At 26.9% G+C, this 13,299-nt stretch carries 14 protein-coding genes; 11 read left to right on the forward strand and 3 right to left on the reverse strand.

Features of this window, described 5'->3' with window-relative positions:
- The first annotated feature begins 44 nt into the window (after window positions 1-44).
- From CP523_RS11440 to CP523_RS11465, 7 genes are all read left to right on the forward strand, one after another.
- Entirely contained in the window at window positions 45-1,460 is a 1,416-nt protein-coding gene (locus CP523_RS11440) for a spore germination protein (protein WP_066673281.1), read from the forward strand.
- Between the two features lie 130 nt (window positions 1,461-1,590).
- Window positions 1,591-2,982, forward strand: a complete 1,392-nt coding sequence (locus CP523_RS11445) for a hypothetical protein (RefSeq protein ID WP_120140867.1) — start codon at window positions 1,591-1,593, stop codon at window positions 2,980-2,982.
- Window positions 2,983-3,142: 160 nt separating this feature from the next.
- Window positions 3,143-5,020, forward strand: a complete 1,878-nt coding sequence (locus CP523_RS11450) for a BglG family transcription antiterminator (RefSeq protein WP_120140868.1) — start codon at window positions 3,143-3,145, stop codon at window positions 5,018-5,020.
- Between the two features lie 12 nt (window positions 5,021-5,032).
- Window positions 5,033-5,335, forward strand: a complete 303-nt coding sequence (locus CP523_RS11455) for a PTS sugar transporter subunit IIA (RefSeq protein WP_252655301.1) — start codon at window positions 5,033-5,035, stop codon at window positions 5,333-5,335.
- Window positions 5,332-5,433 (forward strand): hypothetical protein, encoded by a 102-nt coding sequence (locus CP523_RS16500; RefSeq protein ID WP_252655302.1) that lies wholly within the window; start codon window positions 5,332-5,334, stop codon window positions 5,431-5,433. Before CP523_RS11455 ends, CP523_RS16500 begins: the two co-directional genes overlap by 4 nt.
- 1 nt (window position 5,434) lies before the next feature.
- Complete coding sequence (locus tag CP523_RS11460) at window positions 5,435-5,710, forward strand: PTS sugar transporter subunit IIB (protein ID WP_066673288.1); 276 nt, start codon at window positions 5,435-5,437, stop codon at window positions 5,708-5,710.
- A gap of 41 nt (window positions 5,711-5,751) precedes the next feature.
- Window positions 5,752-7,107: a PTS ascorbate transporter subunit IIC gene (locus CP523_RS11465; RefSeq protein ID WP_066673290.1), complete on the forward strand. Its 1,356-nt coding sequence runs from the start codon at window positions 5,752-5,754 to the stop codon at window positions 7,105-7,107.
- Between the two features lie 49 nt (window positions 7,108-7,156).
- On the opposite strand, the gene CP523_RS11470 is transcribed toward CP523_RS11465, so the two are convergent.
- A complete protein-coding gene (locus tag CP523_RS11470; protein ID WP_120140869.1) occupies window positions 7,157-7,717 on the reverse strand; it encodes a class IV adenylate cyclase in 561 nt (186 codons plus the stop codon).
- A gap of 342 nt (window positions 7,718-8,059) precedes the next feature.
- Here CP523_RS11470 and CP523_RS11475 point away from each other — a divergent pair, with 342 nt between their 5' ends.
- The 3 genes from CP523_RS11475 (at window position 8,060) to CP523_RS11485 (ending at window position 11,784) form a co-directional block, all read left to right on the forward strand.
- Complete coding sequence (locus CP523_RS11475; protein WP_066673296.1) at window positions 8,060-8,752, forward strand: early set domain-containing protein; 693 nt, start codon at window positions 8,060-8,062, stop codon at window positions 8,750-8,752.
- Window positions 8,753-8,808: 56 nt separating this feature from the next.
- Window positions 8,809-9,867, forward strand: coding sequence for a methyl-accepting chemotaxis protein (locus CP523_RS11480; protein ID WP_066673298.1), 1,059 nt, complete (start codon window positions 8,809-8,811; stop codon window positions 9,865-9,867).
- A gap of 198 nt (window positions 9,868-10,065) precedes the next feature.
- On the forward strand, window positions 10,066-11,784 hold the full coding sequence (locus tag CP523_RS11485) for an oleate hydratase (protein ID WP_066673300.1): 1,719 nt from the start codon (window positions 10,066-10,068) through the stop codon (window positions 11,782-11,784).
- A 32-nt stretch (window positions 11,785-11,816) separates the two neighbouring features.
- Here CP523_RS11485 and dhaS read toward each other — a convergent pair whose 3' ends face one another.
- Window positions 11,817-12,377: a dihydroxyacetone kinase transcriptional activator DhaS gene (dhaS, locus tag CP523_RS11490; protein ID WP_066673302.1), complete on the reverse strand. Its 561-nt coding sequence runs from the start codon at window positions 12,375-12,377 to the stop codon at window positions 11,817-11,819.
- A gap of 336 nt (window positions 12,378-12,713) precedes the next feature.
- Window positions 12,714-12,860 (reverse strand): hypothetical protein, encoded by a 147-nt coding sequence (locus CP523_RS16010; protein WP_162925978.1) that lies wholly within the window; start codon window positions 12,858-12,860, stop codon window positions 12,714-12,716.
- 172 nt (window positions 12,861-13,032) lie between these two features.
- On the opposite strand from CP523_RS16010, the gene CP523_RS11495 reads away from it, so the two are divergent.
- Window positions 13,033-13,215 (forward strand): hypothetical protein, encoded by a 183-nt coding sequence (locus CP523_RS11495; protein ID WP_066673306.1) that lies wholly within the window; start codon window positions 13,033-13,035, stop codon window positions 13,213-13,215.
- Window positions 13,216-13,299 lie beyond the last annotated feature (84 nt).

Below are 13,299 nucleotides of genomic sequence, written 5' to 3' on the forward strand. Positions count from 1 at the left end.
AATAAGATAGAATTTAATACTTTTGCTAGAAAGGGGATTTAAATGTGAATTTATCTAGTAACTTATATGAAAATGTAAGCAAGCTAAGACAAGGTTTGAATTTAGGTAAAACTTTTGATGTTATAGAACGTATTATAGATGTGCATAACACTAAATTTTATTTATATTATTTAGATGGTTTTGTTAAAGATACCAATATGGAATATGTACGTCGGGATATGTATAATTTAAAGAAGGAAGATTTTGAAGGAATTAAAACAGCTACAGACTTAATAGAAAAGGCATTAAGCTCAATAGAAACAAGTACAGAAAAAGATATAGAAAAGATTATTTCAGCAGTTTTATCAGGTCAAACAGCTCTTTTAGGCCCTAATTATACTGAAGCAGTTTTATTAGATTTTAGGACATATCCTTCAAGAGGTGTTGAGGAGCCAGAAAAGGAAAAAGTATTAAGGGGTTCACATGATGGATTTGTTGAAACAATAGTTTTTAACACTGCTTTAATTAGAAGAAGAATAAGATCCTCAGAGTTAACATTTGAAATGCATTCAATTGGAAGTGTTTCTAAAACTGATGTAGTTGTGGGATATTTAGGAAATAAAGTTGATAATAAAAAATTAGAAAAAATTAAGGAACTAATAGATGAATTAAACATAAAATCTCTTACTTTAGGAGATCAAAGTTTTGTGGAAGTAGTTAATTCAAAATCATGGTTAAATCCATTTCCTAAAGTAAGATATACTGAAAGACCAGATGTTGCAGCAGCTCAGATTATGGAAGGTAGTATAGTTATTTTAATAGATAACACACCATCAGCTCTTATTTTACCATCTAATATATTTGATTTCTTACAATCAATTGATGATTATTATATGCCGGTTTTAACAGGCAATTATTTAAAGTTTGTAAGGTTTATAGTTTTGTTTGCAAATTTATTTTTAACCCCTTTATATGTTCTTTTAACAGATAATCCAAGTTGGATTAGTGGTAATTTTCAATTTTTGTTACCTAAAGATCCATATATTTTACCAATATTTATACAATTTTTAATAGCTGAAATAGCTATAGATGGTATAAAGCTTGCTTCTTTAGATACACCTAGTACTCTTGGAACTTCATTATCAATAATAGGTGGTTTAATATTAGGTGATTATACAGTACAAACAGGGTGGTTTACACCACAAACCATTTTATATATGGCTATTGTAGCACTTTCAAGTTTTACTCAGCCGAGTATAGAGTTAGGATTTGCTTTTAAATTTATAAGAATAATATTACTTTTACTTACAGGTATTTTTGGAACTTGGGGTTTTATTTTAGGAATAATAATTAATTTTATAATTATAGCTTCAACTAAAACAGTATTAGGTGATCCATATCTTTATCCACTTATACCATTTAAGTGGAGAGAATTAAAGAAATTATTGTTTAGATGGAAAAAGCAAATAGCTCATAAATAATAGAAAATTAGAGATATATTTTAATATCTCTAATTTTTTTATGTATTTCCACTATAATCATCAAAGTTAGCACATAAAGTTTCTAAAGTTCATATTTTATATTAATTAAATAATAACTTAGGAGCATAATATGACACTATCACTTTTACATTATGTTTATATAGTATTTACAATTTTAATTTTAATATGGATATTTAGAAAAAGAGATATAACCATAATTTGTATAATAGGAATATTTTTAATGGCTATTTTAAGTAGTAGATCATTACCATTATCAATTATGTCAATATTTAATGGATTTTCATATGCTATAGTTGAACTTTTACCTGTAATATTAATAATATCTATAATAACAGCTTTTAGTAAATTGCTTTCTGCAACAGAAATAAATGAAATGATGATAAAGCCATTAACTAAATTTATCAAAAATAAATCTTTAGCATATTGGATTATAGGTATATCTATGATGATAATTTCATGGTTTTTTTGGCCATCTCCAGCAGTTGCTCTTATAGGTGCTGTTCTAATTCCAGTAGCTAAAAAGGCGGGATTACCTAGTTTGGCTACAGCTATGGCAATGAATCTTTTTGGACATGGTATTGCACTATCAAGTGATATTATAATACAAGGAGCATCTAAGCTTACAGCTAATGCAGCTGGAATATCAATAGATGAACTTTATTCATCATTAATCCCTTTAGAGATAGTGATGGGGTTAACTACAACAATTATAGCTTATTTTATTATTATGAAAGACATAAAAAATAATAATATGGTTCAAGAAAATAATTCGGATAATAAGAGTAAGGCAAAAGATAAACCATTAAATAAGCTTTCAGATAGAAAGAAAAGGTTTTATGCTCTTTTAGTATTTTTAGGATACTTATTTGATGTAATTTTAATGTGTGTATTTTCAATAAAAGGAGGAGATGCCACAGCATTAGTTGGAGGAACAACATTATTCTTATTAATTGTAATTTTTCTTGGTAGTTTTAAATTTAATAGTGTACAACAAATAACGCCATATATAACAGATGGATTTCAATTTGCATTTAAAGTTTTTGGTGCTGTAATTCCAGTAGCTACATTTTTTTATATTGGTGGAAGTGGATTTAGTGATATTTTAGGAGTTACTTTGCCTGCAAATTCACAAGGGATAATTAATGATTTAGGAATTGCTCTTGCAAACGCTGTTCCTCTAAATAAAGCAGTAGCAACTGCAACCGTTTCAGGTGTAGGAATTTTAACAGGATTAGATGGATCTGGATTTTCAGGACTTTCTTTAGTTGGGTCATCAGCAATGCTTTTTTCATCTTCTGTAGCAGTAAACACATCAACATTAGCATCATTAGGGCAAATATGTACTATATGGATAGGTGGAGGAACATTAATACCTTGGGCACTAATACCAGTTGCGGCTATTTGTGATGTTTCTCCATTTGATTTAGCCAGAAAAAATATAATACCAGTTACTATAGGATTAATTACAACATTAATATATGCAATAATATTTCTAGCATGATATTTAAAGTTATAAAGTCTAAATGAAGTTTAACTTTAATTTGGGCTTTATTAATTTTAGGAATAAACAGTATAATTTATTTCACTTTTAGTGAAATAAATTGGTATAGAAGAGAGTAAAGAAATCGAATACAATAATGACATAGGCAGGAGGAAAAGAGTTGAGTACACTTAATAAAAGACAAAAGGAAATACTAATATTACTAGAAAAAAAAGAAGAATATATGACATTGAATGAGATTTCAAAGTTTTTTGATGTTAGTTCTAGAACTATTAGAAATGATTTAGATAGTATTGAATATATATTGAAAAAATATGAAGTACAGCTTGATAGAAAGCCACGTTTAGGCGTTAAGCTAATTCTAAAAGATGGACAATATATAAATGAAATAATAACAAGTTCTGAAATAAATATATATTCTTCAGAAGATAGAATACTCATTATTATTCTAGTATTGCTTATTAAAGGTAAGGCAACTATAGAAGAATTGGCTAATGAAATTGGAGTAAGCAAGAATACGTTAGTTCAAGATTTAAAAGAAGTTATAAATGTATTAGCCTGTTATGAAATAGAGGTATATAAAAAAAGCTATTATGGAATTACTGTTAATGCAGAAGAAATAAAAGTGAGAAACTTATTTTTTAGTATATATGGAAGATTAAATAATGACTTAAAAAGTGATATTAAACAAAGACTGCTAAAAGAAACAAAATTAAATAGCCTTTGGCTAGAAAACAAAATTGAAGATATAGAAAGATATATTGGAACATTATATTCACAAGAATCAATAGAAGAATTAGAAATTATGATTTTATTTTTAATATGTAGAAGTAATAATAATTTCAAGATTAATGATTGTGAAGTAAATTTAAAAAATAGAAGGGAATTTAATATATTAAAGGACATTTTGGATATAGAAAATGAAGAAATATGCTACTTATTAAAGTTAATGGATGGGTTAAGGAGAGCTATAGGAGGAAATGTAAATAATATAACAGAAGAAATATTAAATGAACTTTGTACAACTCTAAATATAGAGTGTGATAAAGATATAGAGTTTACCAGTCAAATAGCAATGCATATTAATGCTGCAATAAATAGAGTAAAAAATGGATTAATAGCAGAAAACCCTATGTTAGAAGAAATTAAATACAAGATGTCATTTATATATAAGATAACAGAGCAAATATTAATTAGCAAAGAAAATATTTTGGGTGTTAGATTCCCTGAAGAAGAAATAGCATATATGGCAATGTATTTTGATGCAATATTTGAGAGAAGTGTTAAATGTAAATTTACGTATAGAATATTAGTAGTTTGTAATGGGGGATTAGCAACTTCAAGTCTTTTAAAAGCTAGAATTAGTGCTATGATTCCAGAAACAGAAATAACTAGTATTTGTAGGCTAAGTGAAGTTGAAAAAGTATTAGAGGAAAAAAATATAGATTTTATTGTTAGTACAATTCCAGTAGGGGTAAAAGGACATAAGGTTATAAAAGTAAATCCTTTACTAGATAGTAGTGATTTAGAAAAAATTAAAACTGAAATTTATAATAGACGTTATGAAAAGAATTGCAAATATCTTGTAGATGCTGTTAAAGGAAAAAGTGAAAGTAGAATAACAAATTTATTTCCAAGAGAATTTACTCAATTTAAGGTAGATGAAAGTGATTGGAGAAAGGCTGTAGAAATAGCAGCTATACCATTATTAGATAATAAAAAAATAAATAGTAATTATACAAAAGAAATAATTAAAACTATAGAAACAATAGGGAACTATATGGTATTTATACCTGGTATAGCATTCGTTCATGCAACGCCAGAAAATGTTTTAAAAAACTCTATGTCATTTTTGACTTTAAAGTCTGAAATAAGCTTTGGTAGTAAAAATAAAGTGTCAATTAAAGTAATAGTAGTATTAGCAAATAAAAATGAAAACATGAATTTAGTAAATTTAATTGATATACTTACTAAAAATAATAATATAGAAAAGTTTAAGCATGCTAAAGACTACAATGAACTAAAAAATATAGTTTAGGAGAAGGAGTATATGATAGTAAGAGTAGTTGATAAGGTTAGTGATTACAAAGAGGCTATAAGAATTTCTTGTAATATACTAGAGGAAAATAATATTGTTGAAAGCAGATATTACGATTCAATATTAAAAAAAATTGAAGAGTTAGGGCCTTACTTTTGTATAGCAGATGGAGTTGCAATGCCTCATGCGAGACCAGAAGAAGGAGCTATTAAAGAAGGAGTTAGTGTAATTAAATTAAATAATCCAGTAGACTTTTTAGGAAAAAAATTAGTGTGTTTTTCACATTGTCAGCTAAAGATAATGAATCACACTTGAGTATATTAAGAAAAATTGCAGAAGTTTGTATGAATGAGGAAAAATTAAAAATTATATTAAATTCAAAAAATGAAAAAGAAATTCAGGAGGTACTTTAAAATGAAAAAAATTATGGCAGTATGTGGATCAGGATTAGGTTCAAGTTTTATGGTGGAAATGAATATTACAGATGTATTAAGAGAATTAGGTGTAGATGATCAATATGAAGCAAGTCATACATCATTAGCAGATGTAGTGGCTTCAGATGCTGATATATTTGTTACAGGTATTGATTTAGCTGATAGCGCTAGTCATTTACCAGAGTTAATAATTTTAGATTCTTTATTAGACAGAGATGAATTAAAAAGAAAGATTCAAGAGAAAATAGGGCTTTAAAAACAAATAAATATCGTGAAAATTTCTAAGGGGGAATAATAATGAATGGTATTTTAAAAGTTTTTGTAGACTTTTTATCTGAACCATCTGTATTAATAGGAATTATTGTCTTGATAGGATTAATACTACAAAAAAAATCAACAGATGTAATAATAAAGGCTGTATTAAAAGCTATGGTTGGATTTGTAGTTATATCGGCAGCAGCAGGTGTTATAGTAAGTTCATTGCAGCCATTTGGAGTAATGTTTGAACATGGATTTAATATATCAGGAGTCATACCAAATAATGAGGCAGTTGTTGCCATGGCCATGGACAAGTTTGGAACAAATACAGCACTTATCATGACTTTTGGTATGATAGTTAATATTATAATCGCAAGAATAACAAAATATAAATACATATTTTTAACAGGGCATCATACTTTATTTATATCATGTATGATAGCAGTTATATTAGCATCAGCAGGAATGGGAGGAGTACATTTAATATTTACGGGTTCATTAGCTCTAGGTATTATAATGGTTATATTTCCAGCAATGTTACAACCATTCATGAAGAAAATTACTGGAAATAATTCAGTAGCTTTAGGTCACTTTTCAAGTACTGGATATGTTATATCAGCTATAATCGGTAAATTAGTTGGTAAAAACTCAAAATCAACAGAAGAAATGAAGGTTCCAAAATCTTTAAGTTTCTTAAGAGATTCAGTAGTTTCAATTTCAATTACAATGTTAATTTTATATGTAGGGGTAGCAATAGTTGCAGGACCTCAATTTGTAGAAAGTGAATTATCAGGTGGAAAAAACTTTATAGTATATGCAATGATTCAAGCTTTAACATTTGCAGCTGGATTCATATTAATTCAAAATGGAGTTAGATTAGTACTTAATGAAATAGTTCCTGCATTTAAAGGAATATCTAATAAACTAGTACCAAACTCTAAGCCAGCTTTAGACTGTCCAATAGTATTTCCATATGCACAAAATGCAGTTTTAATAGGGTTTATATGTTCTTTCTTAGGTGGAATAGTTTCAATGATAGGATTAAGTATATTAGGCTTAGTAATTATTATACCAGGGGTTGTACCACACTTCTTTACAGGAGCAACTGCTGCAGTATTTGGAAATGCTACTGGAGGAAGAAGAGGAGCTATAATAGGGTCTTTTGTAAATGGTATAATAATTTCACTTTTACCAGTGGCGTTATTACCTGTATTAGGTAACCTAGGTTTTGCTAACTCAACTTTTTCAGATGCTGATTTTGGAGTAGTTGGTATATTTTTAGGAAAATTACAACAATATATTGGAGGAATAGGATTAACTATAACGCTTATAGGAATAGTAGTTATAATGGTAATTTTAACGGTTATAGATAATAAAAAAGAAGTAACAAATTAAATCATACAAACAGCTGCTTTGAGATATATTTCAAAGCAGCTGTTTTTAATTAAAGACCTTTCCCGTTAGATGGGTTAATTCCTTTTTCTGATAAAATTTCATAAATTGTTTTAGATGTTGTATCTTTTATTGAATAACCTAAAAGATTTAATATTTCTTTAAGTTTTTCTTCAGATGAAGTTTCTATTTCTAAATAAGGAAAAGGACAAAAATCTTTATCATTTATATCTATTTCAACTAAAGAATCATTTATTAGATAACTTTCTCTATATTTTTTTATTGATTCTTGAAGAACAAGTCCCAATGAAAGAAAAATTTTTCTAGCCATATATTTATCTAAAACTATAGTTTCATTTTCTTCCATAACTTTAAAGGTATCTTGGCTTAACATTTTTTTTGTGGTCATATAAATAACTTCTTTGTTGTTAAGTTTATCATCTACAGTTCTTATTCTAGCGTAACCTTTTGAATTAAGAAGTCTTCTATCTTGGAAGTCATAGATATCATTTATTTGATATTCTTCTTTTACTTTTTTAGCTTTTAATGAATTTAATTTTTTTCTAATAGAATCAACATCTATATCGATTATTCTAGTTTCTAGTTCTTTCATATATTTCTCCTTAAATAATGGATTTTATATATATATATATAATATATATATATATATGAGATAAATATTATATATTATTTATTTTCAAATAATAATTTTTAATATTATTTTTAATTTTATTAAAATATTACAAAAATATTATATTTTTAAAATAAACTTATAATATTTTTTAAATTATTAATTATTTAGAAAATTAATATTATTAAGATAAAACAAATGCGTTTTTGATGAAAAATTCAAAATAGAACCTATCTATCAAAATATTTACAAAAAATTAACTAAAGTATATTATTAAATTAGAGAAAAGTATTATGCTGAATATAATTAAAGGGGAGTTTTAATATGAATATAACATTTAGATATGAAGAAAATGAGAGTTTGATAATTAATAAAATTTCAGTAATAGGTTCATTTAATAATTATGATGTTAATTCTGGAAAGATGGAAAAGAAAGATGGTGTATGGATATTAGAAGCATCTTTAGAGCCAGGGGAACATTATTATAAGTTTGTTATAAATGATAAATTAAAATTAAATGATTCTACAGCAAATATATATTTACCTCATATAAATGATGAAATATATTCAGTAATTATGATTAATGAAAATGATGAAAGATTATACAATAATACTCAATACACAGCAAATATAGAAAAGTATAATATGACGGGAAACATATATGAAGAATATATACCAACAAATAAAAAAGAATTTAATAGAAATATAGATAAAAAAGTTGTAACAAGATTTCAGTTTACTAATGTAACTGGAATACATGCAGTTACAGCTGTATGGGTTATGCCAAATGGAGAATTATTTGATGATTCGGAAAATCTATTATTTACTCCTAAAGGAGAAGAAGATAAACCAATAGATATTTGGTTCTGGATTGATTTAACTGATAGTGACCGTAATTACCAAAGTGGTAGATGGTTGATGAAATTATTTTTAGATGGTGAATTTATATTAGAAGATGAATTTACTTTGGGGAAAGCTAACACTTATTCAAATTATGGACAAGTAAAATATCAATAAAACGATATATTCATTTTAAAATGTTTATATAAAAATTATTAAGGGAGTGATTAATTATGATAACAAAATGTAGTGGAGAAAACTTAATGAATTTACAATGTGTAAATAACAACAAAGCAAATGAATTAAAGAGTAAAAACACTTTAAAAGCTGATACTTCTAGTGAGGTAAATAAATACAAAGAGGATGTTATTAATAATATATCAATTAATAACAAAAAAGAAGATAAAGATACTAGTAAGTCAGTTGCAGGAACTATCTCATCTATAGGCGGTAAACTTAGCAGAGTTGGAAGTGCAATTGGAAGATTTGCTAACTCTGTAGTTAATAATGTAAAAAAGACTTTTGTTACAGTAAGTGAAAATGTTAAAAATACTGTATCTAAAATAAGCACTAAGATTAAGGATACATTTAATGAAGTTACTGAAAAAACAATGAAGTTAGCTAAATCTGTAGAAGCTAAAATTACTGATACAGCAGAAAAAATATCAGCTACAGTAAAACAAGTTACAGCTACAGCCGCCCAACTTAAAGATGTAATGCTAGAAGTTAAAGATTCTGCAACTTCTTTAGTTACTACAGGAGTTAAAACAGCAGTAAAAATTGGTGCTGAAGTAGGAAAAGTGGTAACAAAAGTAGGATTAAGTGTAGCAAATATAAAGCGTGTAATGGCTGATCCAAGCGTCGGTATAATAGGAAAAGTATCTAACACAGTATCATCAATAGGAACTGGATTCTATGCTATTAAAGAAGGTGTTGAAAATATTTCAGGAACTGTAAAGGATGCATATAAATCTATGGCTTCAGACTATAAGAAAACTGTTGAAGGCGTAGAATTATCAATTAAGCTATGTAAGGAAACTGCTAATACAATAGTTACATGTGGTAAGGAAGTAGCAGAAAATGTAAAAACAATAGTATCCGATGTAAAAACTACAGCATCAGAGTTAAAAACAACTTTAGTAAATGCTAAAGATGAAATATCAGACTCTTTAAGTAAAGGAATTAATAATAGTGTATCAGCAATAAAAGAAGGCTATGCAAACATAAAAAATGATTATAATGAAGCAGATGAAGTATTAAGAAATGAAATGGGTACACCTGTCTTTGCATAAAAATATTATTAAATATTTTTAAATTTTTAAATCAAAGTTAGATTATTCTAGCTTTGATTTTTTTATTTTAAAATAGACAAAATTATTTTAATTTTTAGACAAAACTATTTAATTGTATAAATACAATCTAATTTAGTCAAACTATAATAATAAGTAAGAAAATTACTAGAATTTAAGTAGAAAGTTGAGGAAGGTTGTATGAGAAAAGATTCAAACAAAAACAATAAGAACGTATTAATAGCAATAGGAGCAATGGCGGGTGCAGCAACTTTAGCAACTTTAGCAGTTAAAAAGGCTAAAGATAAAGCTAAGGAAGATGTTATAACATTTACTTATACTGATCATGGGGACAAGCAAGTTTACTTTATTGGGGGTGGATTAGCATCTTTAGCAGGAGCAGCTTACCTTGTTAGGGATTGTAATTTCAAAGGAGAAAATATTCATATAATTGAAGGAATGCATATTCTTGGTGGTAGTAATGATGGTGCAGGAGATATAGTTAATGGATTTGTATGTCGCGGAGGTAGAATGTTAAATGAAGAAACATACGAAAATTTTTGGGAATTATTTTCTACTATTCCATCTATAGATAGTCCTGGTAAAACTGTTACTGAAGAAATTCTAAATTTTGATCATTTGCATCCGACTCATGCACAAGCACGATTAGTTGATAGATATGGTATAATTCAGGATGTAACTAGTATGGGATTCAATAATGATGACCGTATGGCTTTAGGAAAATTAATGGTTACACCAGAAGAGAAGTTAGATGATATGACTATAGAAGATTGGTTTAGACACACACCACATTTTTTCCAAACTAACTTTTGGTATATGTGGCAAACAACTTTTGCATTCCAAAAATGGTCTAGTCTATTTGAATTTAAGCGCTATATGGAACGTATGATTTTTGAATTTTCTCGTATAGAAACTTTAGAAGGTGTTACACGTACGCCTTATAACCAATATGAATCAGTAATACTTCCATTAAAGGCTTATTTAGATAAGTTTAATGTTGATTTTAGTATAAATGCAAAAGTAACAGACTTAGATTTTAAGCCAGGAGAAGGAATTACTGTAACTGCAATACATTTGGAAGGTGAAGAAGTAATTAATTTAAATCCTGGAGACGTATGTATAATGACTAATGGATGTATGACAGATAGTGCTACTCTAGGGGACTTTAATACACCAGCAGAATATAAGCCAGAAAATCCGATTTCAGGAGAACTTTGGAGTAAAATAGCTAGAAAGAAAATGGGACTTGGAAATCCAGAACCATTCTTTGGGCGTCCAGATCAGACTAATTGGGAAAGTTTTACTGTAACTTGTAAGGGAAATAAGCTTTTAAAATTAATAGAACAATTTTCAGGAAATATACCAGGTAGTGGAGCATTAATGACATTTAAAGATTCTAACTGGTTAATGAGTATAGTTGTTGCAGCTCAACCGCATTTTAAGAATCAGCCAATGGACACAACTATTTTCTGGGGATATGGTTTATATACAGATAAGGTAGGAGATTATGTGAAGAAACCAATGCGTGATTGTACTGGAGAAGAAATATTAATAGAACTTCTACATCATTTACACATGGAAGATAAAATGGAGGAAATTATGGATACAGTAGTAAATGTTATTCCATGTATGATGCCATATATAGACTCACAATTCCAACCACGTAAAATGACTGATCGTCCACAGGTAGTACCAGAGGGATCAACAAATTTCGCAATGATTAGTCAGTTTGTTGAAATACCAGAAGATATGGTATTTACAGAAGAATACTCTGTGCGTGCAGCGAGAATGGCTATTTATACTCTTTTTAATGTTAAGCATAAAAAAGTTATTCCAGTTACTCAATACAAGAAAGATCCTAGAGTTTTAAAAGATGCTTTAAAAACTTCCTACAGATAGAAATTTTAAATAATATATAGACTACTCAGTTATTAATGTAACTGAGTAGTTTTATTTAGAGCCTTTTTTATATCACCAGCAACTAGTTTTTCTACTTTGCTAATAATATTTTCCGGACTATCTTTCATTCCAGATTTCATCCATGATGTTAATATCCCAATAAATGCAAAAGTATAAAAATCAGCAATAAAATTTTTTTCATTAGAGGATATATTATAATCTTTAGAAACCTCTTCAACAACATTAATTAAAAGATTAAAAACTTCATTATGTAAAAAGTTTTCTAAATGTTCTCTACCAATTGAATTAAAAGTATTAATGCAAAAGTCTTTATTTTTTTCTACGTATTGGAATATTTTTAAGAATCCTTGTTGCCAAGAGTCATAACTTTTATAATTAGAAATACTATCAACAGCTTCAGTTTTATAAATCCATCCTAATAAATGATAAATATCTTGGAAATGATAATAAAAAGTTTGACGATTAACTCCGCAATTAGAGACTATTTCTTTTATAGTTATTTTATTTATGGATTTTTTGTTCATTGTATTTTTTAAGGAATTAGCTAATGCTTTTTTAGTCATTAGTGTCATAGAAAATCCTCCAAAATTAAAATATATAAATAGAAGTTATAAATAATATATTATGTTAAATAATACTAATTATATTATGAAGGATTAGAGATTTCTATATATTTAATAAAATTAATATTAAAAATAGTTATATTAGTAGTTCGAATAAATAAGTTATTAAATAGTGAACAAAAATTAAAATTTAGAAAATAGGATAATATTTTCTGTAGAAAACTTTATAGTTAAGAAAAATAGAAGAAATGTAGATTAAGGAAAACTTTTAAGTAATATATGTAGAGTGAAATTTTTAATATATTGATTAGAGTAATTATCAAATTACTCTAATCAAATTTTTATTTATTTATATGTTGTATGAGGAGATGGTTCATTTTCTCCATAAGGAGTTTTAGATTTAGTATTTTTTTTTATTTCTTTTTCATAATTATTTGAAGTAGGATCAGAAGACGTTTTTTTACTTGAATTACAACATTTTTTAGTATTCATAATAATCCTCCTAGTAAAATAATAAAATTCAATAATAGTTTATCCATATAATTAAGTTTTATTAAAAGGTAAGAAATATATAGTCATTAAAAAATAAGTGCATTAATGATAGGATTAAAATGTGTTATAATGTTAATTATCAAATTTAGTTTATTTAAGTGGAGGGGATAATATGTTTACTAAAGAGGAACTTTTAGTAATAGAAGATGCATTAAAAATTGCAGATGAGCATTATATAAAATTACTTGATGCAAGTAGAAATAATAAAAATCAAATGGTTTCATATAATAGAAAACAAAAGAAACTGTGGCTAGTACAAAATAAATTAAAAAAGGTTATAGAAGAAAATAAATAAAATTCATAATTAATAATTATATTAAGAATATATTGACAATAGTTTTTGAGAGTGTTATCATAATTAAAAATCTATAAACAGGAG

This window comes from Clostridium septicum (genome assembly GCF_003606265.1).
Taxonomy (GTDB): Bacteria; Bacillota; Clostridia; order Clostridiales; family Clostridiaceae; genus Clostridium; species Clostridium septicum.

What these genes read in the sequence shown, in the direction of transcription:
- CP523_RS11445 (WP_120140867.1), top strand. Translation starts at nt 1,591, where the DNA reads ATGACACTATCACTTTTACATTATGTTTATATAGTATTTACAATTTTA.
- CP523_RS11455 (WP_252655301.1), top strand. Translation starts at nt 5,033, where the DNA reads ATGATAGTAAGAGTAGTTGATAAGGTTAGTGATTACAAAGAGGCTATA.
- CP523_RS11460 (WP_066673288.1), top strand. Translation starts at nt 5,435, where the DNA reads ATGAAAAAAATTATGGCAGTATGTGGATCAGGATTAGGTTCAAGTTTT.
- CP523_RS11465 (WP_066673290.1), top strand. Translation starts at nt 5,752, where the DNA reads ATGAATGGTATTTTAAAAGTTTTTGTAGACTTTTTATCTGAACCATCT.
- CP523_RS11470 (WP_120140869.1), bottom strand. Translation starts at nt 7,717, where the DNA reads ATGAAAGAACTAGAAACTAGAATAATCGATATAGATGTTGATTCTATT.
- CP523_RS11475 (WP_066673296.1), top strand. Translation starts at nt 8,060, where the DNA reads ATGAATATAACATTTAGATATGAAGAAAATGAGAGTTTGATAATTAAT.
- CP523_RS11480 (WP_066673298.1), top strand. Translation starts at nt 8,809, where the DNA reads ATGATAACAAAATGTAGTGGAGAAAACTTAATGAATTTACAATGTGTA.
- CP523_RS11485 (WP_066673300.1), top strand. Translation starts at nt 10,066, where the DNA reads ATGAGAAAAGATTCAAACAAAAACAATAAGAACGTATTAATAGCAATA.
- dhaS (WP_066673302.1), bottom strand. Translation starts at nt 12,377, where the DNA reads ATGACACTAATGACTAAAAAAGCATTAGCTAATTCCTTAAAAAATACA.
- CP523_RS16010 (WP_162925978.1), bottom strand. Translation starts at nt 12,860, where the DNA reads ATGAATACTAAAAAATGTTGTAATTCAAGTAAAAAAACGTCTTCTGAT.
- CP523_RS11495 (WP_066673306.1), top strand. Translation starts at nt 13,033, where the DNA reads ATGTTTACTAAAGAGGAACTTTTAGTAATAGAAGATGCATTAAAAATT.